General features: G+C 65.1%; 18 protein-coding genes. 7 read left to right on the top strand and 11 right to left on the bottom strand.

Going from position 1 to position 21,407, the window contains the following annotated elements; translation table 11 throughout:
* Nucleotides 1-15 precede the first annotated feature (15 nt).
* The 7 genes from tal (at nt 16) to V3G39_11045 (ending at nt 8,754) form a co-directional block, all read left to right on the top strand.
* On the top strand, nt 16-1,131 hold the full coding sequence (gene tal, locus V3G39_11075; GenBank protein ID XAS75207.1) for a transaldolase: 1,116 nt from the start codon (nt 16-18) through the stop codon (nt 1,129-1,131).
* Entirely contained in the window at nt 1,131-2,768 is a 1,638-nt protein-coding gene (locus V3G39_11070) for a glucose-6-phosphate isomerase (GenBank protein ID XAS75206.1), read from the top strand. Before tal ends, V3G39_11070 begins: the two co-directional genes overlap by 1 nt.
* Nucleotides 2,765-4,309, top strand: coding sequence for a glucose-6-phosphate dehydrogenase (gene zwf, locus V3G39_11065; protein XAS75205.1), 1,545 nt, complete (start codon nt 2,765-2,767; stop codon nt 4,307-4,309). Before V3G39_11070 ends, zwf begins: the two co-directional genes overlap by 4 nt.
* Entirely contained in the window at nt 4,306-5,241 is a 936-nt protein-coding gene (locus V3G39_11060; GenBank protein ID XAS75204.1) for a glucose-6-phosphate dehydrogenase assembly protein OpcA, read from the top strand. Before zwf ends, V3G39_11060 begins: the two co-directional genes overlap by 4 nt.
* A 22-nt stretch (nt 5,242-5,263) precedes the next feature.
* Nucleotides 5,264-6,028, top strand: coding sequence for a 6-phosphogluconolactonase (gene pgl / locus V3G39_11055; protein ID XAS75203.1), 765 nt, complete (start codon nt 5,264-5,266; stop codon nt 6,026-6,028).
* Between the two features lie 229 nt (nt 6,029-6,257).
* A complete protein-coding gene (locus tag V3G39_11050) occupies nt 6,258-7,088 on the top strand; it encodes a bifunctional allantoicase/(S)-ureidoglycine aminohydrolase (protein ID XAS75202.1) in 831 nt (276 codons plus the stop codon).
* A gap of 202 nt (nt 7,089-7,290) precedes the next feature.
* A complete protein-coding gene (locus V3G39_11045) occupies nt 7,291-8,754 on the top strand; it encodes a nucleobase:cation symporter-2 family protein (GenBank protein XAS75201.1) in 1,464 nt (487 codons plus the stop codon).
* 86 nt (nt 8,755-8,840) lie between these two features.
* Here V3G39_11045 and V3G39_11040 read toward each other — a convergent pair whose 3' ends face one another.
* The 11 genes from V3G39_11040 to uvrA form a co-directional block, all read right to left on the bottom strand.
* The gene (locus V3G39_11040) at nt 8,841-9,191 is read right to left on the bottom strand and encodes an RNA polymerase-binding protein RbpA (protein XAS75200.1); all 351 of its coding nucleotides are present in this window, start codon (nt 9,189-9,191) and stop codon (nt 8,841-8,843) included.
* Nucleotides 9,192-9,200: 9 nt separating this feature from the next.
* Entirely contained in the window at nt 9,201-9,443 is a 243-nt protein-coding gene (secG, locus tag V3G39_11035; GenBank protein ID XAS78223.1) for a preprotein translocase subunit SecG, read from the bottom strand.
* Between the two features lie 105 nt (nt 9,444-9,548).
* Nucleotides 9,549-10,322 carry a triose-phosphate isomerase gene (gene tpiA / locus V3G39_11030; GenBank protein ID XAS75199.1) on the bottom strand — a complete coding sequence of 258 codons (774 nt, stop codon included), beginning with the start codon at nt 10,320-10,322 and terminating at the stop codon, nt 9,549-9,551.
* A gap of 34 nt (nt 10,323-10,356) precedes the next feature.
* Nucleotides 10,357-11,556: a phosphoglycerate kinase gene (locus tag V3G39_11025; protein XAS75198.1), complete on the bottom strand. Its 1,200-nt coding sequence runs from the start codon at nt 11,554-11,556 to the stop codon at nt 10,357-10,359.
* A gap of 5 nt (nt 11,557-11,561) precedes the next feature.
* Nucleotides 11,562-12,557 carry a type I glyceraldehyde-3-phosphate dehydrogenase gene (gene gap / locus V3G39_11020; protein ID XAS78222.1) on the bottom strand — a complete coding sequence of 332 codons (996 nt, stop codon included), beginning with the start codon at nt 12,555-12,557 and terminating at the stop codon, nt 11,562-11,564.
* A 107-nt stretch (nt 12,558-12,664) separates the two neighbouring features.
* A complete protein-coding gene (gene whiA, locus V3G39_11015; GenBank protein XAS75197.1) occupies nt 12,665-13,648 on the bottom strand; it encodes a DNA-binding protein WhiA in 984 nt (327 codons plus the stop codon).
* Nucleotides 13,649-13,707: 59 nt separating this feature from the next.
* The gene (yvcK, locus tag V3G39_11010) at nt 13,708-14,652 is read right to left on the bottom strand and encodes a uridine diphosphate-N-acetylglucosamine-binding protein YvcK (protein XAS75196.1); all 945 of its coding nucleotides are present in this window, start codon (nt 14,650-14,652) and stop codon (nt 13,708-13,710) included.
* A complete protein-coding gene (rapZ, locus tag V3G39_11005; protein XAS75195.1) occupies nt 14,649-15,644 on the bottom strand; it encodes an RNase adapter RapZ in 996 nt (331 codons plus the stop codon). The genes yvcK and rapZ overlap by 4 nt, the downstream gene beginning before the upstream one ends.
* Before the next feature lie 34 nt (nt 15,645-15,678).
* Nucleotides 15,679-17,709 (bottom strand): excinuclease ABC subunit UvrC, encoded by a 2,031-nt coding sequence (gene uvrC, locus V3G39_11000; GenBank protein ID XAS75194.1) that lies wholly within the window; start codon nt 17,707-17,709, stop codon nt 15,679-15,681.
* 32 nt (nt 17,710-17,741) lie between these two features.
* The gene (locus V3G39_10995; GenBank protein ID XAS75193.1) at nt 17,742-18,251 is read right to left on the bottom strand and encodes a Rieske (2Fe-2S) protein; all 510 of its coding nucleotides are present in this window, start codon (nt 18,249-18,251) and stop codon (nt 17,742-17,744) included.
* Nucleotides 18,252-18,311: 60 nt separating this feature from the next.
* Entirely contained in the window at nt 18,312-21,344 is a 3,033-nt protein-coding gene (gene uvrA, locus V3G39_10990; GenBank protein XAS78221.1) for an excinuclease ABC subunit UvrA, read from the bottom strand.
* Nucleotides 21,345-21,407 lie beyond the last annotated feature (63 nt).

The raw sequence follows: 21,407 nt of genomic DNA, 5'->3' as shown, positions 1-21,407 counted from the left end.
ACAGGAGAAATTTCGATGGCTACCAACGAACGACTCAAGGCTCTGTCCGATGTCGGCGTCTCGATCTGGCTGGACGATCTGTCCCGCGGTCTGATCCACTCCGGCGAGCTGCAACGACTCATCGACGAGAAGTCCGTCGTCGGTCAGACCAGCAACCCCACGATCTTCGCGGCTGCCCTGTCCAAGGGCAATGACTACAACGAGCAGATCAAGCAGCTCGCGAGCGACGGCGCTTCGGTGGACGACGCGACGTTCGCCATCACCACGACCGACGTACGGGATGCCTGTGACGTGATGAAGCCCGTCTACGACGCGACAAATGGTCAGGATGGTCGGGTCTCCATCGAGGTCGATCCCCGGATGGCGCATCAGACCGAACCCACCACCGCTATGGCGAGCAAACTGTGGGAGACCGTCGACCGCAAGAACGTGATGATCAAGATCCCGGCAACCGTCGAGGGCCTGCCGTCCATCACCTCGGCCACCGCTGCGGGGATCAGCGTCAATGTCACCTTGATCTTCTCCCTGGAGCGCTACCGCGCCGTGATGAATGCCTACCTGTCCGGGCTCGAGCAGGCAAAAGAGAACGGGCACGACCTGTCGAGCATTCGTTCGGTGGCGTCGTTCTTCGTCTCGCGCGTCGACTCCGAGATCGACAACCGGCTGGATGCGTTGGACAACGACGAGGCCAAGGCACTCAAGGGCAAGGCCGGTATCGCGAATGCGCGCTTGGCCTACCAGGCGTTCGAAGAGGTCTTCTCCACCTCACGGTGGGAGACCTTGAAGGCCGACGGCGCTCACGTACAGCGTCCGCTGTGGGCCTCGACCGGAGTCAAGAACCCCGAGTACAAGGACACGATGTACGTCGTGGACCTCGCAGCTGACGAAACCGTCAACACGATGCCCGGCAAGACCATGGACGCGGTCGCGGACCACGGTGAAATTGCCGGCGATCAGGTCACCGGTCACTACGACGACGCGAAAGCGGTCCTGGATGCACTGGACGCGATCGGTGTGAGCTATGCCGACGTCGTGAAGGTCCTCGAGGACGAGGGTGTCGACAAGTTCGAGAAGTCGTGGGCGGAGCTGCTCGAGTCCGTCAAGGGTGAGCTGGACAAGGCGGGCAAGTGATGACTGTGTCTTCCTCCCAACAGGTAACAGCCGTCGGTGCAGCAGCCGATGCGATCGAGGCGCATGTCGCGCAGTTGGTAACCGACAAGGTCGCGAGCCGGCTCTTTGCGCAGGACAAGACCCTGTGGGGGCCGGACGCCGAGGAGGAATCGGGCAAGCGGCTGTCCTGGGTAAGCCTGGCCCGGTCCTCTCGACCGCTGGTCGCCCAGATCGAGAGCCTGCGGGCTGACTTCGCGGCTGACGGTCTGGACCGCGTGGTGCTGTGTGGGATGGGAGGTTCCTCGTTGGCACCGGAGGTCATCTGCGAGACCGCGGGTGTTCCGCTCGTGGTGCTGGACTCCTCCCAGCCGGACATGGTCCGGGCGGGCGTCGAGGACCGCCTGGAGAACACCGTCGTCGTGGTCTCCTCCAAATCCGGTTCCACGGTCGAAACCGATTCGCAGCGTAGAGCGTTCGAGAAGGCATTCACCGATGCCGGCATCGACCCGACCCAGCGCATCGTGATCGTGACCGACCCCGGCAGCCCGCTGGACAAAGATGCTCGCGGCAACGGCTACACCGTCATCAACGCCGACCCAGCAGTCGGCGGACGGTACTCCGCCCTGACCGCGTTCGGGCTGGTACCCAGCGGCCTTGCGGGCGCCGATATCGGCGCCCTGCTCGACGAGGCAGAGGCCGTCACCGAAGCTCTCGCAGCCGATGACGACGCCAACCCCGCGCTGCGCCTCGCAGCGGCCATGGGCGCGACCTCACCGCTACGGGACAAGTTGGTCCTGCTCGATGCGGGCACTGCGAACATCGGTTTCGGCAACTGGGCCGAGCAGCTCATTGCAGAGAGCACCGGAAAGCAGGGCAAGGGCATCCTGCCCGTCGTCGTTGGATCGTCGGCTCCGACTGCGCAGACCGATGACGAGTTGTACGTCTACCTGGTAGCCGACGACTCCGATGAAACACCCGAAGGCCCGGCCGCTGTATCGGTGGGCGGGTCCCTCGGCGCGTCGATGCTGTTGTGGGAGGCCGCGGTCGCGGTCGCGGGCCGATTGCTGGCGATCAACCCGTTCGATCAACCCGATGTCGAGAGCGCGAAAGCGGCCTCTCGTGAGCTGCTCGACGCAGGTACCGGAGGTGGTGACGCCCCGGCGTACACCGACGGTGCTGTGGAGGTACGCAGCCTCGGTGGCGACTGGCTCGGCGACGCAGACAGCGTGCCTGCAGCCATCGAAGCCCTGCTGGCTCAACTTCCCGATGACGGGTACCTGGCAGTGATGGCCTACCTGGACCGGATCGCCGACCAGTCGCTGGCTGACGTCCAGGTCGCCTTTGCCAAACGGTTGCAGCGCCCTGTCACCTTCGGGTGGGCGCCGCGCTTCCTGCACTCCACCGGGCAGTACCACAAGGGCGGTCCTGCGATCGGCATCTACCTGCAGATCACAACCACACCGCGCGAGGACTATCCGGTACCGGGGCGAGATTTCACCTTCGGTGACTTCATCACCTCACAGGCCGGCGGGGATGCGAAAGTACTCGCGGACCATGGCCGTCCGGTCCTGCAACTGCACCTGACCGACCACGACCAGGGTCTGGCGCAGCTCAGTGAGGCCATTGCCAAGGCAACGCAGGGAACATCAGGTTCGTGACCTCCGCGCACGTCGCGCGCGGCAGTAATCCGCTACGGAGTCCCGGCGATCGGCGCCTGCCGCTGATCGCCGGGCCATGCAGCATGGTGATGTTCGGTGTCACCGGCGACCTGGCGCAGAAGAAGTTACTGCCCGCCATCTACGACCTGACAAACCGTGGGCTGCTCCCGCCCAACTTCACCCTGATCGGGTTCGCGCGCCGCGACTGGAGTCGCGAACGCTTCGTTCAGGAGGTGGAGCGCAGCGTACGTGCCGGCGCCCGGACCCCCTTCCGGGACGAATCCTGGCGCGCGCTGGCCGATGGACTGCGTTTCGTATCGGGTAGTTTCGATGACGACGCAGGCTTCGACCGCCTCGCGGTCGAGGTCGAGGCGGTTGACCGCGAACGCGGCACCGACGGCAACCACGCCTTCTACCTGTCCATCCCTCCGGCAGCATTCGCGCCCGTCGCCCGACAACTGGAACGCAGCGGTCTGACCCGCGAAGTTTCCGACAGCTGGCGCCGCGTCATCATCGAAAAGCCGTTCGGCCATGATCTGGCCAGCGCGCAAGAGCTCAACGCGATCGTGGAGAGCGTGTTTCCGCCCGGGTCGATCTTCCGTATCGACCACTACCTGGGCAAGGAGACGGTCCAGAACATTCTCGCGTTGCGGTTCGCCAACGGCATCTTCGAGCCGGTCTGGAATTCCCACTACGTGGACCATGTCCAGATCACCATGGCCGAGGACATCGGTATCGCCGGTCGGGCCGGCTACTACGACGGCATCGGGGCCGCGCGCGACGTCATCCAGAACCACCTGCTGCAGTTGCTCGCGCTGACGACCATGGAGGAGCCCAACTCCTTCGATGCCGATGCGCTGCGCGCGGAGAAGGAAAAGGTGCTGGCCGCAGTACGCAGCCCCGCTGACCTCTCCCATGCCACCGCAAGGGGTCAGTACGCCGCCGGGTGGCAGGGCAGCGAAAAGGTCATCGGCTTCCTGGACGAGGACGGTATCGACCCGGCCTCCGGTACCGAGACCTACGCCGCGCTGAAACTTCTGGTCGATACCCGGCGCTGGGCCGGAGTCCCGTTTTATCTGAGGACCGGTAAACGGTTGGGCAAACGGGTCACCGAGATTGCGGTCGTCTTCAAGCGGGCACCGCACCTGCCGTTCAAGGACACCTCCACGTCGGAGCTGGGCGAGAACGCGATCGTGATGCGCGTCCAGCCCGATGAGGGCATCACGATCAGATTCGGGTCCAAGGTGCCCGGGGCAGGTGAGATGCAGGTGCGCGACGTGACGATGGACTTCGGCTACGGCAATGCGTTCACCGAGGCCAGCCCCGAGGCGTACGAGCGGCTGATCCTGGATGTACTGCTCGGCGAACCGCCACTGTTCCCGCGCCACGCAGAGGTCGAGACGTCGTGGCGGATCCTGGATCCGATCGAGGAATTCTGGGGCACGCAGGGAGCCCCTACCCAGTACGCGCCGGGTGGCTGGGGACCGGCCGACGCCGATGACCTGCTGCGCCGCGATGGCCGTGAATGGAGAATGCCGTGATCGTCTCGCTGGAGTCCACCAATACGCGCGAGGTGAGTAAACGGCTGGTCAGCCTGCGCGGCGACGTCGGTGCGATCGCCCTGGGTCGCGTCATGACCTTGGTCGTCGTTGTCGAGGAGGAGAGTGCCGAGGCGGCGTTGGAGGCAGCGAGCGAGGCGAGCCGTCAGCACCCGAGTCGGATCCTGACAATGGTCCGTGCCGATCGGGGCGACCCGACACGGATGGATGCCGAGATCCGAGTCGGCGGCGACGCAGGGGCGAGCGAAATCGTCGTATGTCGGTTGTACGGCGAGCTCGCCGATCACGCTGAGAGTGTCGCGGTTCCGTTGATGCTCGCTGATTCACCCGTCGTGGCGTGGTGGCCCAGGACCTGTGAGGCCGACGCCGCCCGCTCCCCCATCGGTGCGATGGCGGTCCGTCGGATCACCGACGTATCGCTGAGCGACGATCCCCCGGCCCGGCTGTCGGCCCTGCAGCAGCACTATGTGCCGGGCGATACCGACATGGCATGGGCGCGCACCACGCGTTGGCGCGGTCTGCTCACCACCGCACTGGACCAACCACCGTACGAGTCGGTGGACTCGGCGATCGTCTGTGGAGCACGCGACTCGGCGAGCTCCGATCTACTCGCCGGTTGGCTGGCTGCCCGCCTGCGATGCCCGGTGGAACGCACGATCAGTGACAGCGGATCCGGTATCGCGGCAGTCACGTTGATCCGCGCGAGTGGACCGTTGCAACTCATCCGCCAATCGGGGCGGACGGCGCGACTGCAGCTTTTCGGACAGCCCGACCAGGAGGTCAGCCTGCACCGCTACGACACCGCCGAGTGTCTGGCTGAAGAACTTCGCAGCCTGGATGCTGACGACGTGTACCGCGAGGCCTTGCTCGAGGGACTCCCACTCGTTCGTCACACTGCACAACGTCAGGCGTGACCCCCACCAGGAAGGCAACTTCATGACCGACCCGCAGTTCGTCGTGCACGACACCAAGGCCGCTTTGGGTGCGGCGGTCGCTGCGCGACTCCTCGCTGAGATCATCGACGCGGTACAGCTGCGAGGTGTGGCACACGTGGTGCTCACCGGAGGCTCGATGGGCGGCACCTCACTGGCCGGGCTCCGTGATGCAGGCGCCGAACTGGATTGGTCGCGCGTTCACCTCTGGTGGGGTGATGAACGGTTCGTCCCGCTCGGCAGCGACGAGCGCAACGACACGCAGACACGTGAAGTACTGCTGGACCATATCGATATACCCGAGCAGAACGTGCACGTGATGGCGCCCAGTGACGGCGCACACGGCGGCGACGTCAATGCTGCTGCGCTCGCCTATCAGGACGATCTCGCGGGGTACGCCACTGCCGGTGCCGGTGGCGTTATCGGCGTGCCCGCATTCGACGTCCTCATGCTGGGAGTTGGTCCGGACGCCCACGTCGCCTCGTTGTTCCCGCACCATCCAGGTGTCCGGACGGTCGACGCAAACGTTGTCGCGGTGTGTAACTCCCCCAAGCCGCCCCCTGTGCGCCTCAGCCTGACCTTCACCGCCATCAACTGCGCGCGTCAGGTGTGGTTCCTGGTGGCCGGACCCGAGAAGGCGGACGCCGTCGCGCACGCATCCCCGCCGGGCGCGGATCCGTGGGACTTCCCGGCGGCCGGCGCCAGCGGCACCGATGCGACGATCTGGTGGCTGGATCGGGACGCAGCGGGCAAGACCCTCGCGGGCTGACGCGCAGGGTCCGGCACCAGGAGAATCTCCCGGTGCCGGTGGAAAGAGATATATGCAGGCTGGGCCTGGATATACCTTGCTCTTCCGCCATGCGGAAGTTACCGTTCACAATACGGAATCGGGTGTGCTCGACATCACGTCGATGAGCAGCCACCAAGGTGTTTCACCTGGTCCGTGAACGAAGGCAACGCTTCGGCGTCTCTCTCTCCACCTTTCGAAAGGCAACCCTGTGACAAGTCCCTACTACGCCCCCCACGGCGGCCTACCCCTGCAGACCGATCTCACGACCGACCGGTCCATGTTCAAGGAGGCCTACGCGGTCATCCCGCGTGGCGTGATGACCGATATCGTCACCAGCTTCCTACCCTTCTGGGACGACATGCGGATGTGGGTGCTGGCCCGGCCACTGTCTGGGTTCGCAGAGACCTTCTCGCAGTACATCGTCGAGGTCGGGCCTGGTGGCGGTAGTGAGAAGCCGGAGCTGGACCCGCACGCCGAGGGTGTCCTGTTCATCGTCGAAGGTGGTTTCAAGCTCACTATCGACGGCACCGAGCATGAGTTGACGGAAGGCGGATACGCCTTCCTGCCCCCGGGCACCACCTGGACGCTGCGTAACAACGGCGACGTGGCTACCCGGTTCCACTGGATCCGTAAGACGTTCGAGGTTGTCGAAGGTCTGGAGATCCCGCCGGCGTTCGTGACGAACGAGGCCGATGTGGAGCCGATCCCGATGAAACACACCGATGGTAAGTGGGTCACCTCCCGTTTCGCCGACCCCACAGACCTGCGGCACGACATGCACGTCAACATCGTCACCTTCGAGCCCGGCGCCGTCATCCCGTTCGCCGAGACGCACGTTATGGAGCATGGCCTCTACGTCCTGGAGGGCAAGGCCGTCTATCGGTTGAACGAGGACTGGGTCGAGGTCGAGGCAGGCGACTTCATGTGGCTACGCGCCTTCTGCCCGCAGGCGTGTTACGCCGGCGGTCCCGGCAACTTCCGCTACCTGCTCTACAAGGACGTCAACCGGCACGCTCGACTGAGCCGCCAGTTCCTCTGATCCGTCCCTGATCCGGCCGACCGGGCCCGGAAGTCACCGTCGAGGTGAGCTGGACGGCCCGGTCAGCCGAGTAGACGAACCCACCCTGTAGGTCCCGCTGCGATAACTGCTGCCCTGACACGTCCTTCTGCACCAGGATCGACGTCACCCCGCAAGATGCCCTGCAAGATCACCGAAAGCCCCCGCTGAAAAGAGAGAGCCGATGTCCGTCGAAGCGCCCGCACCCCCGAAGAAGCACCCCGTAGACGAAGTGTTGCCGTTCCCGCAGATGTTCATCTACGGGCTGCAGCACGTGCTCAGCATGTACGCCGGTGTCGTTGCCGTTCCACTGATCATCGGCTCAGCGTTCAAACTCTCCGGTGTCCAGATCACCTACCTGGTCTCCGCCGGTCTTTTCATGTCCGGCCTGGCAACCTTGCTACAGACGCTGGGGTTCTGGAAGGTCGGGGCCCGGCAGCCCATCGTGCAGGGCACCTCCTTCGCCGCAGTGTCGACCATCCTCGCGGTCGGCCTGGACAAGAAAGGCGGCACCGCCGGGCTGAATGCGGTTTTCGGCGCCCTGCTCGTCGCCGGAGTGGTTGCCTTGCTGATTGCGCCGTTCTTCACGAAACTGCTGCGTTTCTTCCCTGAGGTTGTGACCGGCACAGTCATCACTGTCATCGGTATCTCACTAATGCCTGTAGCCATCCAATGGGGAGCCGGCGGGGTCGGCGCACCCTCCTTCGGCGACCCGAAGAACGTTGCACTCGCCGCCATCACGATCGTGCTGATCGTGCTGGTCTACCGCTTCCTTCCGCCGTTCTTCAGTCGCATCGCTATCCTGCTGGGCCTGGTCCTCGGCACCATTGTCGCCATTCCGTTCGGGCTGACGAATTTCTCCAAGATCTCCGATGCAAGCGTCTTCCAGGTGCCGACACCGTTCCACTTCGGTGCACCCACCTTCGCGGTGGGCGCGATCATCTCGATGATCGTCGTGATGCTCGTCATCATGACGGAGACGACCGCCGACATCCTGGCGATCGGGGAAGTCATCGATCAGCCCGCCGATCGGGAGACGGTCACCAACGGTCTGCGCGCCGACATGCTGGCCACCGCTGTGGCGAGCGTCTTCAGTGGCTTCTCCGTCAGTGCTTTCGCACAGAACGTCGGACTGGTCGCCATCACCGGGATCAAGAGTCGTTTCGTGGTCGCCGTCAGTGGCGGAATCCTGGTCTTCCTGGGCCTGTTCCCCGTACTGGGCGCGGTTGTCGCCCTGGTGCCGCTCCCCGTCCTCGGTGGTGCCGGCCTCGCGCTCTTCGGAACAGTCGCAGCAAGTGGTATCCGCACCTTGAGCAAGGTCAACTATGACGGAAACGCAAACCTCGTCATCGTTGCGTTCTCCCTCGGATTCGGCATCATCCCGATCTCCGTTCCGACCTTCTACGACAAGTTCCCGGCCTGGTTCACCGTCATCTTCGACTCCGGGATCACCGCTGCTGCGCTGATGGCAGTGCTGCTGAACATCGTCTTCAATATCGTCGGCCGGCCGGCGGGCGAGGAGGGACCGATCTTCTCCGAAGCTCCCGAACCCGCCTCGATCTCCGATGAGGACGAAGAGCGGATCACCCAACCCCGGGCACCCAGGGAAGCCGGCGCAGCGAGGACGCATCGCAGATCCACGAACTGATCCCACCCCACCCACAGCAAGTCGCCCACCGGAGGAGAGACCGGTGGGCGACTTCTGTGCTGCGGTGCAGCGATGTTGAGAATGGTTCAGCGGATCAGACCCCGGCCACGCAGCGTACCGAGCGCCTCATCGAGCAGGACGGCGCCCTCTTCGTCGCTACGTCGCTCTTTGACGTAGGCCAGGTGAGTCTTGTAGGGCGTCACGACCGGAGCCGACGGTGGGTTGTCCTTGTCCTGACCGGCGGGCATCCCGCACCGCGGGCAGTCCCAGGTCTCCGGCACGGTCATACCCGGCTCCTGCGCGAAGCTCGGAGTGATCTCATGCTTGTTGGAACAGTAGAACGACACCGTCACCCGAGGGGCCGCGTCGCCACGCTCAGCCTCCCCCATGGGCCCTGCACCGACACGACTACCGCGAATTGCACTGCCACCGGCCACGAACGTCTCCTAGCTGAATCGAGCGACGAGACCGAGGCCGACGACGGCCAGGATCCATAGAGACCCACCAATGACGGTGAGTCGGTTCAGGTTACGCTCGGCGACCGAAGATCCGCCCAGGTTCGAGGAGACGCCACCGCCGAACATGTCGGACAAGCCACTGCCCTGACCCTTGTGCAGCAGGATCAGCAGCACCAGCAGGACGCTGGTGAGCAGGACGAGGATCTGCAGAGTGAAACGGATGACATCCACGTGTCTGGAACTCACCTTCGGTCGAGCGTGGTACTGCCCGATATGAGCAGCGGTAGAAATTTTACACCGGGAGTCGGTGGGCGACGCCGCCCCACGCGGTGCGGCTCAGGCTCCACCGACATGGGACTGATAGCGGCAGATGGCAGCGAATTCGGAGGCATCGGTCGAAGCGCCGCCCACGAGAGCTCCGTCGACGTCAGGCTGCGCCATGATCGACGCGACATTCCCGGACTTCACCGAGCCGCCGTACAGCACGCGGACACCGTCGGCGACGACGCTGGAGAACAGCTGTGCCAGCCGCCCGCGGATTGCTGCGCACACTTCTTGGGCGTCTTCTGGGGTTGCGACCTCACCGGTGCCGATGGCCCAGACGGGCTCGTAGGCGATCACGATGGACGCCGCCTGCTCTGCGCTCAGCCCGGCCAGCGCCACGTTCAGCTGTCCGATGACGAACGGAACTTGTTCACCGGCCTCCCGCACGTCGAGCGCTTCACCCACGCAGAGCAACGGGGTCACGCCGTGCCGGTAGGCAGCCGCGACCTTCGCCGCCACCACCGCATCGTCCTCGTGGTGGTACTCGCGACGTTCGCTGTGTCCGACCACGGCGTAGCTACATCCGAGCTTGGCCAGGAACGCGCCGGAGATCTCCCCGGTGTACGCACCCGCGTCATGGACAGAGACATCCTGCGCGCCGAACTTCAAATGCAGCTTGTCGCCGTCGATCAGCGTCTGCACCGAGCGGATGTCTGTGAAGGGCGGTATGACGGCGACCTCGACCTGCGCGAAGTCATGCCGCTTGTCGCGCAGCGTCCAATCCAGTTTCTGCACCAGCACCGTTGCCTGCTGGTGGTCCAGGTTCATCTTCCAGTTGCCCGCCATGAGGGGCACCCTGCTCGGCACGTCGGCCATCGCTTCAGTTCTCCAGCACCGCAAGCCCGGGAAGGGTCTTGCCTTCGAGGTATTCCAGACTCGCGCCACCACCGGTGGAGATGTGCGAGAAGTCGTCGTCGGCGAAACCGGCCTGGCGGACCGCAGCGGCGGAATCCCCACCGCCGATGACGGTGTAGGCACCTGACTTCGTGCTCTCCGCCAGTGCGCGGGCCACCGTCTCCGTCCCGGCCGCGAACGGCGCCATCTCGAACGCACCCATCGGGCCGTTCCAGAAGACGGTCCGCGCACCGGAAATCTTGCGGGCGAACAGTTTCGCCGATTCTGGGCCGATGTCCAGTCCCATCCGGTCTGCTGGGATCGCGTCCGCCGCGACTACGTCATGGTCGGCGTCAGCCGAAAAAGCTGACGCAGCAACGATATCGGTGGGCAGCACAATGTCGACCCCACGGTTCTCGGCAGCTGCCAGGTACCCAGCGACCCGATCGATCTGGTCCTTCTCAAGTAGCGAATTACCCACCTCATGCCCCTGGGCAGCCAGGAAGGTGAAGACCATGCCTCCGCCGATGAGCAGCATGTCGGCATGCGCCAGCAGGTTTTCGATGACACCGAGTTTGTCGGAGACCTTCGCGCCACCAAGGACGACGGCGTACGGGCGGGCGGGACTGGTCAGTCGCTGCAGCACCTCGACCTCCTGCTCGATGAGGGCGCCCGCGGCCTGCGGTAGTCGCTCGGCCACGTCATACACACTGGCCTGCTTGCGGTGTACCACGCCGAATCCGTCGCTGACGAAGACGTCAGCCAGTCCGGCGAGGGCATCGGCGAATTCGGCGCGCTCAGCGACGTCCGTGCTGGTCTCTCCCACGTTGAAACGCAGATTCTCCAACATGGCGACCTCACCGTCACGCAGCGCCTGCACAACTGCCTGCGCTGACGGACCGACGGTGTCCTCAGCGAGCGGAACCGGCTGATCGAGGAGCTCGGCGAGACGGTCGGCGGCCGGGCGCAGCGAGTACTTCGCGTCCGGTGCGCCCTTGGGTCGACCCAGGTGGGCGCACACGATGACGCGTGCTCCTGCAGCTGCCAGGCGCCGGATGGTAGGCACCGATGCCCGCACCCGACCGTCGTCGGTGATGTTGCCCTCGCCGTCCAGCGGAACATTCAGGTCACTGCGCAGCAGCACCTTTTTACCCCGTAGGTCGCCGAGATCCTCGATCGTGCGCATCGTTCTCAGAGGCCCTTCGCGACAAGGACGGTGAGGTCGACGAGCCGGTTGGAGTAACCCCACTCGTTGTCGTACCAGCCGACGACCTTGACCTGGTTGCCGATGACCCTGGTCAGCCCGGAGTCGAAGATGCAGGAGGCCGGGTCGGTGACGATGTCGCTGGAGACGATGGGCGCGTCGGTGTACTTCAGGAAACGGCCGTCGGCCACCTTCTGCACCGCTGCATTGACCTCGGCCACCGTCGTCTCGCGGCCGGCCTCGAACGTCAGGTCGGTCGCGGAACCGGTCGGGGTCGGCACGCGCAGCGCAAACCCGTCCAGCTTGCCCTTCAGCTGCGGCAGCACCAGGCCGATGGCCTTCGCAGCGCCGGTCGAGGTCGGGACGATGTTGACCGCTGCCGCGCGGGCGCGACGCAGATCCTTGTGCGGGCCGTCCTGCAGGTTCTGATCGGCCGTGTAGGCGTGGATCGTGGTCATCAGACCCTTGACGATGCCGAACTCGTCGTCCAGCGCCTTCGCCATCGGGGCCAGGCAGTTCGTCGTGCAGGATGCGTTGGAGATGATGTGGTGCTTGGCCGGGTCGTAGTCGCCGTCGTTGACACCCATCACGATCGTGATGTCCTCGTTGGAGGCCGGCGCCGAGACGATGACCTTCTTGGCCCCGCCGTCGATATGCGCCTTCGCCTTCGTCGCGTCGGTGAACAGACCGGTCGACTCGATGACGATGTCGGCCCCCAGCTCGCCCCAGGGAAGAGCAGCCGGATCGCGCTCGGCAAACGCCTTGAAGGACTTACCCGCCACGGTGATCTCGTCGTCTGAAGACGTGATCTCGCCATCGAAGACACCCAGGATCGTGTCGTACTTCAACAGGTGCGCAAGCGTGGCATTGCTGGTGAGGTCGTTGACACCGACGATCTCGATGTCTGCGCCGGATGCAATCGCAGCGCGGAAGAAGTTACGGCCGATGCGGCCGAAACCGTTGATTCCTACCCGAACAGTCACAGTCACTCAATTCCTTCTGGTGAGGGGTCTAGGGCTGCTTGGAGCCTATGGGATTACCACTCGGTACGACGAACGCGCAGCGACCCCGCCGGCTTGGTCGGCCGTGTTCAGCTGTCGAGCATGTCGGGTGTGAGGTTGGCATCGGTGCCCGGGATGTCGCGGTCCCCGGCGACCTTGTCGGCCATTGCCAGTAGCCGTCGGATCCGCCCTGCGACGGCGTCCTTGGTCATCGGGGGCTGCGCCAATTGACCCAACTCCTCCAGGCTGGCCTGCTTGTGTTCGATGCGGAGTCGACCTGCCTGAGCGAGGTGATCCGGAACCTCCCTGCCCAAAATTTCCATCGCCCGCTCGACGCGCGCACCAGCCGCAACGGCAGCGCGCGCGGACCGCCGCAGATTTGCGTCGTCGAAGTTTGCGAGGCGGTTGGCGGTCGCCCGGACCTCGCGGCGCATCCGGCGTTCTTCCCAGGTCAGGACGGCGTCGTGTGCCCCCAGACGGGTCAGCATCGCGCCGATGGCGTCCCCGTCGCGGATGACGACCCGGTCCACCCCCCGCACCTCACGGGCCTTGGCCGAGATCCCCATCCGTCGTGCGGCGCCGACCAGCGCGAGGGCGGCTTCGGGTCCGGGGCATGTGACCTCCATCGAGGAGGAACGACCGGGCTCGGTCAACGATCCGCGCGCCAGGAACGCGCCCCGCCAGGCCGCCTCGGCGTCGCACACCGGACCGTTGACCACCCGGGGGGGAAGTCCGCGCACAGGACGACCCCTGGTGTCGATCAGCCCCGTCTGACGAGCCAGCGCCTCGCCGTCTCCAACGACCCGCACCACGTAACGACTACCCCGTTTGATGCCGCCGGCACTCATCACGACCAGTTCGGACTTCTGCCCGTACACCGCGGCGATGTCCTGACGAAGCCGGCGCGCGGTGGCTGCGGTGTCCAACTCGGCCTCGACCACGACTTTGCCGCCGATGATGTGCAACCCTCCCGCAAAGCGCAGCACCGCCGAGATCTCAGCCTTGCGGCAGCAGGTCTTGGTGACGGTGAATCTGCTCAACTCGTCTTTGACGGACGCAGTCATCGCAGGCATGAGCGGTATTCTCGCATTGCCGAGAGGGTGCTGGCTGCGATTGCCGGACTCCCGGGCGCTCAGTCCAGGACATCCCGGTATGCCGCAGCCAGGCGCAGCGGATCGTGGCTGCCGGGGGTGTCCACGTCGGCCACCTGGGCCAGCATGAGCCGCGCGCCGAGACGCTGGGCGACCTGCTCCAGGACCCGCGCCTCATCACGGTGCAGCGAGATATCGGCGAGCACCACGTCAAGGTGCAGGTCGGGCGCGTGCGACGCGAGCACCTCGAGGTGATCGGCCGCGCTGAAACCCTGCGTCTCATCGTCGTGGCGCATCATGTTGAGCGTCAGCATCTTGCGCGCTTTGGTCTGCACGATCGCGTCGCACAGGTCGGGCACCAACAGGTGCGGCATGACCGAACTGAACCATGATCCCGGTCCGAGGATGACCCAGTCGGCCTCACGAACCGCATCGACTGCCGGCTGACAGGCGGCCGGTGGATCTGGATGCAGGCGAACACTCAGCACGCGTCCGCGCGTTGTTGCGACCTTCACCTGACCGATGACCTCCGTGACGTCGGTGGGGTGCGCGGGGTCCGCACCGAGGACACTCGCCTCGATGCGTAACGGTTCCGCAGCCATCGGCAGCACCCGTCCGCGTGCCCCGAGCAACCGACCGACCAGGTCCAGACCAGCCACCGGATCGCCCAGCAGATCCCACAGAGACGCGATGATCAAATTGCCGAGGGCGTGCCCGCCCAACGGACCCTCGCCGGCAAATCGATGCTGGAGGGCATCACGCCACTGCAGTCCCCACTCGGAGTTGTCGCACAGAGCGGCCAGCGCCATCCGCAGGTCGCCCGGCGGCAGGATGTGGAATTCGTCACGTAACCGTCCACTCGAGCCGCCGTCGTCGGCGACCGTGACGATGGCGGTGATCTTGTCGGTCACCAACTGCAACGCCTGCAAGGAGACTGCCAGCCCGTGTCCGCCGCCGAGGGCCGCCACCGCGGGACGGGCCGTCACTCCCGACCCAGGTCTCGGTGCACGGTCACCGCATGGGTGCGGTCGGTGCCCAGGCGAGCCGACAGCGCCTCGGTCATGGCCACCGAGCGGTGCTTGCCACCGGTGCAGCCCACAGCGAGGGTGATGTAGCTACGACCTTCGCGTCGGTATCCCTCACACATCGGTTCGAGCATCGACAATGAACGGTCCAGGAACTCCTGCGCTCCGGGTTGGGCCAGGACGAAATCGGCGACGACCGCGTCGCGCCCGGAGAAGGGCCGCAGCGCGGGGTTCCAGAACGGGTTGGGCAGAAAACGCATGTCGAAGACGATGTCGGCGTCCAATGGAATTCCGTATTTGAAACCGAACGACATCACCGCGATACGAAGGTCCATCGAGCTCTCGTCGCCGAGCATCTCCCTGACCTTCGTGCTCAGCTGATGCACGTTGAGTCCGCTGGTATCGATCAGGACGTCGGCGGTGGACCGCAGGTCGCGCAGGGCCGCCCGCTCAGCGACGATGCCGTCCAGCAGACGACCCTGGCCCTGGAGAGGGTGCGGTCGGCGGACCGATTCGAAACGTCGGACCAGGGCCTCATCGGTGGCGTCCATGAACACCACGACCGGGCGGTAGTTGCCCGCCCGCAATTGGTCCAGACCGTCCCGAAAATCGGTGAAGAACGTGCGGGACCGAACGTCGACCACGGCACAGAGGCGGTGGACAGACCCTTCACTTCCAGCGCTTCCACTACTCGCATCACCCACCACGCCGGTGGTGCTCTCGCCCTTGCCGTTGTTGCCGGCCGCACCGATCGGACGCTGCACCGGCCCGGCATCCTGCTCATCCAGCAGGGACGCCATCGACACCAGGAGCTGTGGGGGAAGGTTGTCGATGACGTACCAGCCGCGGTCCTCCAGCACATTGGCGGCGGTGCTGCGGCCCGCGCCGGACATACCGGTCACGATGATCAACTCCCCCGAACCTGCTCCCGGTCGATCGGGTCGCTCGCTCATCGAGGCTCCTTCTCCTGCTGCAACGGGTCCGGCATCAACTCAGGACTTCACCGGTCGACAGATTGACGGCCGGTGTGACGTCCCCATCATCTCGCAGACGCGAATGAACGGTCTGCGCGAGAGCCGCACCGATGCCCTTGACAGCAGCCAGCTCCTGCACAGGAGCGGCCCGGATCTTCTTGACCGAACCGAACTCCTTCAGCAGTGCCTTACGCCGGACCTGCCCCAGCCCTGGGATGTCGTCCAGGGCCGAGGTGGTCATTGCCTTGGAACGACGCTGCCGGTGGAACGTGATGGCAAACCGGTGGGCCTCGTCGCGTACCCGCTGCAGGAGGTAGAGCCCCTCGCTCGTACGCGGCAGGATCACCGGGAACTCGTCGTCAGCGACCCAGACCTCCTCCAGCCGCTTCGCCAGCCCGACGACTGCCACGTCGGTGATCCCGAGCCTGTCCAGAGCCCGTACAGCGGCATTGACCTGCGGTTTTCCACCGTCGACGACCACCAGCTGCGGGGGGTACGCGAAGCGACGGGGCTTGCCGGTCGTCTCATCGACAGGTCCGGATGCCCGAGCGGATGAATCCGCGTCGTGACCGGCGCGGTCCTGTACGTCGACCTCGACGTCAGACGCGTCGTCGCGGTCACTCAGGTACCGCCGGAATCGGCGGGTGAGCACCTCGTCCATGGCCGCCGTGTCATCCATCCGCAGCGGAGCGTCCGGGTCGTTCTCATCGGCAACACCACGCACGATGAAGCGGCGGTACTCCGGCTTGCGGGACAGTCCGTCCTCGAAGACCACCATCGATGCCACCACGTTGGTGCCCTGGATGTGACTGATGTCGAAACATTCGATCCGCAACGGTGCCTGGTCCAGTTCCAGGGCTTCCTGCAGATCCTGCAACGCCTGGCTACGGGCCGTCAGATCACCGGCTCGGGCCACCTTGTGACGTGCCAGCGACTGGCTCGCGTTGCGTTGCACCGTTTCCATCAGGGTCTTCTTGTCACCGCGCTGAGGCACCCGCAGGTCCACATTCGCACCGCGTAGTTTCTGCAGCCACTGCGTCATCGGCTCCGGGTCCGGGGGTAGCACCGGCACCAGGACCTCGCGTGGCACACCGTCCGCGGACTCCCCGCCGTACACCTGGCCCAGGAGCCGCTCGATGACTTCGGTCAGTCCGAGGTCGCCCTCGGACTGCTTGTCCACCACCCAGCCCCGTTGCCCGCGGATCCGGCCACCGCGCACGTGGAACACCTGCACGGCAGCTTCCAGTTCGTCGTCGCTGACTCCGAACACGTCTGCGTCGGTCGCATCGCCGAAGACGATGGCGGACTTCTCCAGCGCCTTCTCCAGTGCGCCCAGATCATCTCGGCGGCGCGCCGCAGTCTCGAAATCCAATTCGGAGCTCGCCAACTGCATCTGCTCACGCAGCCGCTTCTGGAAGCGCGCGGTGTTACCGGCCATGAAGTCACAGAAGTCTGCTGCAATAGCGCGGTGTTCGTCCTCGGTCACTTTTCCGACACAGGGCGCCGAGCATTTGTCGATGTAACCGAGCAGGCACGGCCGGCCGACCTGACCGGCCCGTTTGAAGACACCGCTGCTGCAGGTTCGGACAGGAAAGACCCGCAACAGCTGGTCGAGCGTTTCCCGGATCGCCCACGCGTGCGCGTACGGACCGAAGTAACGCGTGCCCTTTCGTTTGGCCCCGCGCATGACCTGGGCTCGCGGAAACGCATCACCCATGGTGACCGCGAGATACGGATAAGACTTGTCGTCGCGGTATTTGACGTTGAACCGCGGGTCGTACTCCTTGATCCAGGAGTACTCCAGCTGCAACGCCTCGACCTCGTTACGTACGACGGTCCACTCGACACTTGCACCGGTGGTAACCATGGTGCGGGTGCGTTGGTGCAGGGCGCCGATGTCCTGGAAATAGGAGGACAACCTGCTACGCAGCGACTTGGCCTTGCCGACGTAGATGACCCGGCCGTCCTTGTCGCGGAACCGGTAGACGCCGGGGTCGAGGGGAATCTCTCCCGGCTTCGGACGGTACGTCGATGGGTCAGCCACCCCCCCAGCCTACGAACCGCTACCGACAGCGATCAGGTGACGGTGAGGTCGAGTCCCTTCTTGGTCACTGTCTTCGCCGGTAGAGGGGTCGTGGCCGGACCGTTCAGCACCGAACCGTCGGTGATCGAGAACTCACTCCCGTGACAGGGGCAGCCGATCATCTTGTCCTTGATCTGAGCGACGATGCACCCCTGATGTGTGCAGACGGCGGAAAATGCCTTGAACACCCCGGCGCTCGGCTGGGTGACCACGACCGCCTGCTTGGCCAGGATCTTGCCGCCACCGACCGGTACCTCGTCGACCGGGACTGTGACAGCAGTCTGTCCGCCCGCAGCGCTACCGCCGGACGAAGACGTCACCTCGCCCGCTGCAGAGTCGGAACCGCCTCCACCCGTGCCCGGGGACGACGAACCGGAGCCGCAGGCAGTCAACCCGACGAGACCCACCCCGGCGACGGCCGCTCCGCCGAGCATCCTGCGTCGACCCAGCACCGCTGGTATGACCGGTGTCTCGCCATGCTGTTCGTGCAAAGTCTTGTCCATGCAACCATCATCACCCGCGGTGCTGTGACGACCGTGAGCAGCCCCGGTGAGGTGGCACCTCTAACTGGCCGCGCGGGTCTTCTGCTTGGCCGGTGCGGCACGCACCGACGGCTTTTTGACCCTGCTGACTGTGGAACGACCGGTCGAGGGACGAGCGGCAGTCGCAGACTTGGCCAGCAGCGGGCCGAGGAAGCGCCCCGTGTGACTTGCTTCCACCAGCGAGATTTCCTCAGGGGTGCCGGTCGCAACGACCTCGCCGCCACCGTTACCGCCCTCCGGGCCCATGTCGATGACCCAGTCGGCAGATTTGATCACGTCCAGATTGTGCTCGATCACCACGACGGTGTTGCCCTTGTCGACCAGGCTCTGCAGGACGAGCAGCAGTTTGCGGATGTCCTCGAAGTGCAACCCGGTGGTCGGCTCGTCCAACACGTAGATCGTCCGTCCGGTCGAGCGCTTCTGCAGCTCGGAGGCCAGTTTGACCCGCTGCGCCTCCCCACCGGACAGCGTCGGGGCAGGTTGTCCGAGCCGGATGTACCCCAGCCCGACATCCACGAGCGTCGACATGTGCCGGGCAATGGCCGGAACAGCTTCGAAGAAGTCTTTCGCCTCCTCGATCGGCATGTTGAGGACGTCGGCGATCGATTTGCCCTTGAAGTGGACCTCGAGGGTCTCGCGGTTGTACCGCGCTCCGTGGCAGACCTCGCAGGGCACGTACACGTCGGGCAGGAAGTTCATCTCGATCTTCAGGGTCCCGTCACCGGTGCACGCCTCGCATCGTCCACCCTTGACGTTGAAGGAGAACCGGCCGGGCAGATAACCCCGGACCTTCGCCTCCTGGGTCTGCGCAAAGAGTTTGCGGACATGATCGAAAACTCCGGTGTAGGTCGCCGCGTTGCTACGCGGGGTACGACCGATCGGACTCTGATCGACGTGCACCACCTTGTCGAGCTGGTCCAGACCCTCCACTGTGCGGTGCCGGCCGGGGACATGCCGGGCGCCGTTCAGCTGGTTGGCCAACACGTTGTAGAGGATGCCGTTCACGAGGGAGGATTTCCCGGAACCCGACACCCCTGACACAGCGACCATATTGCCGAGCGGGATCGCGACGTCGACGTTCTTGAGATTGTGTTCACGCGCGCCCCGGACGACGATCTGGCGACCGTCGAACGGTCGCCGCTGCACCGGCACGGGGATCTCGCGTCGACCCGCGAGGTAGTCGCCGGTGATCGACTCCGTATTGGCGAGCAGGCCGGCGACCGAGCCCGCATGCACGACATACCCCCCGTGCTCCCCCGCACCAGGGCCGATATCCACGACGAAGTCCGCCGTGGCGATCGTGTCCTCGTCGTGCTCGACGACGATGAGGGTGTTGCCCAGGTCACGCAACCTGGTGAGCGTCTCGATCAGCCGATGATTGTCACGCTGGTGCAGCCCGATCGAGGGCTCATCCAACACATACAACACGCCGACCAGACCCGATCCGATCTGCGTGGCCAGTCGGATGCGCTGCGCCTCGCCGCCGGACAACGTGGCAGCCGGCCGATCCAGCGACAGGTAGTCCAGACCCACGTCGAGCAGGAAGCCCAACCGGGCATCGACCTCCTTGATGATGCCTTCCGCAATCTTCATCTCACGCGCGCTGAAGTCGACCCCGGGCAGGAAGTGCGCCGCCTCACTGATCGGCAACGCGCACACCTGCGCAATGGACTGACCCCCGACGGTCACGGCGAGCGATTCGGGTTTGAGCCTCGCGCCCTTGCACGTCGGGCACGGAACCTCGCGCATGTAGCCCTCGTACCGCTCCCGACTCCAGTCCGAGTCGGTCTCGGAATGACGTCGTTTCACGAAGGGGATGACGCCTTCGAAACCGGTGGAGTAACTACGCTCGCGGCCGTACCGGTTGCGGTAGCGGACGTGTACCTCGTGGTTCTGACCCACCAGCAGAGCCTCGCGGGCCCGGTCGGGAAGGGCGTGCCACGGAGTGTCCAGGGAGAACTTCAGGTCCTCGGCGAGCGCACCGATGACCCGCAAGAAGTAGTCCGCCGAGGTCGAACCCTGTGCCCAGGGCAGGATGGCACCTTCGCGAATCGATTTGTCCTCGTCCGGGACGATCAGCTCGGCATCGACCTCCAATTCGGTGCCGATACCGGTGCACGCCGGGCAGGCGCCGAACGGGCTGTTGAAGGAGAACGAGCGCGGTTCGATCTCGTCCATCGCCAGCGGGTGCTCGTTGGGGCATGCCATCCGCTCGGAGAAGCGGCGCTCGCGCTGCGGGTCCTTCGCCTCGAGGTCGACCATCTCCACGATCAGGACCCCGTCGGCAAGGCGTAGCGCGGTCTCCACGGAGTCCGTCAGTCGTTGCTTGGACGATGCGTCACCTTCCCGGGAGACCAACCGGTCGACGACAACGTCGATGCTGTGTTTCTTCTGCTTGGCCAACTTCGGCGGTTCAGCCAGCGACACCACGTCGCCGTCGACCCGGGCACGCGAATACCCCTTGCCCTGCAGCTCACTGAACAGGTCGACGTATTCACCCTTGCGGGCGCGAACGACGGGCGCCAACACCTGAAAACGGGTCCGGTCCGGCAGCTCCAGCAGCTGATCGACGATCGCCTGTGGGGTCTGGCGACCGACCGGCTCACCACATACCGGGCAGTGCGGACGCCCGGCACGGGCGAACAGCAGTCGAAGGTAGTCGTACACCTCGGTCACCGTGCCCACGGTCGACCGTGGGTTGCGGTTGGTGGACTTCTGGTCGATCGATACCGCCGGAGACAGTCCCTCGATGAAGTCGACGTCCGGTTTGTCCATCTGCCCCAGGAACTGACGGGCGTACGCCGACAACGACTCGACGTAGCGACGTTGGCCCTCGGCGAAAATCGTGTCGAAAGCCAGGGAGGACTTACCCGAACCGGACAATCCGGTGAACACGACCAGCGAATCGCGGGGAATATCGACCGAGATATTGCGCAGGTTGTGTTCGCGGGCTCCCTTGACGCGCAGCCGGTCGCGACCGGACGCCGCCGAAGTCCTACCGGCAGGTAGGAGTGAGACGGTCTCGCTGGTCTCGGCAGCAGACGGATCGGGCATCGAGCCGGGAGCGGTCGGCGTGGACACAGATGACGGGCTGTTACGGGAGGACGCACTAGGCAC

It is taken from the genome of Dermatophilaceae bacterium Sec6.4, from assembly GCA_039636865.1.
Taxonomy (GTDB): domain Bacteria; phylum Actinomycetota; class Actinomycetes; order Actinomycetales; family Dermatophilaceae; genus Allobranchiibius.
Note: the sequence above shows the minus strand (reverse complement) of the source record. Positions and strands in the feature narration are given on the sequence as shown.

Bases quoted from the DNA above. Each gene is read 5' to 3' on its own strand.
- tal (XAS75207.1), top strand. From the start codon at position 16: ATGGCTACCAACGAACGACTCAAGGCTCTGTCCGATGTCGGCGTCTCG.
- tpiA (XAS75199.1), bottom strand. From the start codon at position 10,322: ATGGCGGGCAACTGGAAGATGAACCTGGACCACCAGCAGGCAACGGTG.
- uvrA (XAS78221.1), bottom strand. From the start codon at position 21,344: ATGCCCGATCCGTCTGCTGCCGAGACCAGCGAGACCGTCTCACTCCTA.
- pgl (XAS75203.1), top strand. From the start codon at position 5,264: ATGACCGACCCGCAGTTCGTCGTGCACGACACCAAGGCCGCTTTGGGT.
- V3G39_10995 (XAS75193.1), bottom strand. From the start codon at position 18,251: ATGGACAAGACTTTGCACGAACAGCATGGCGAGACACCGGTCATACCA.
- whiA (XAS75197.1), bottom strand. From the start codon at position 13,648: ATGCCTGCGATGACTGCGTCCGTCAAAGACGAGTTGAGCAGATTCACC.
- rapZ (XAS75195.1), bottom strand. From the start codon at position 15,644: ATGAGCGAGCGACCCGATCGACCGGGAGCAGGTTCGGGGGAGTTGATC.
- V3G39_11025 (XAS75198.1), bottom strand. From the start codon at position 11,556: ATGCGCACGATCGAGGATCTCGGCGACCTACGGGGTAAAAAGGTGCTG.
- V3G39_11070 (XAS75206.1), top strand. From the start codon at position 1,131: ATGACTGTGTCTTCCTCCCAACAGGTAACAGCCGTCGGTGCAGCAGCC.
- V3G39_11045 (XAS75201.1), top strand. From the start codon at position 7,291: ATGTCCGTCGAAGCGCCCGCACCCCCGAAGAAGCACCCCGTAGACGAA.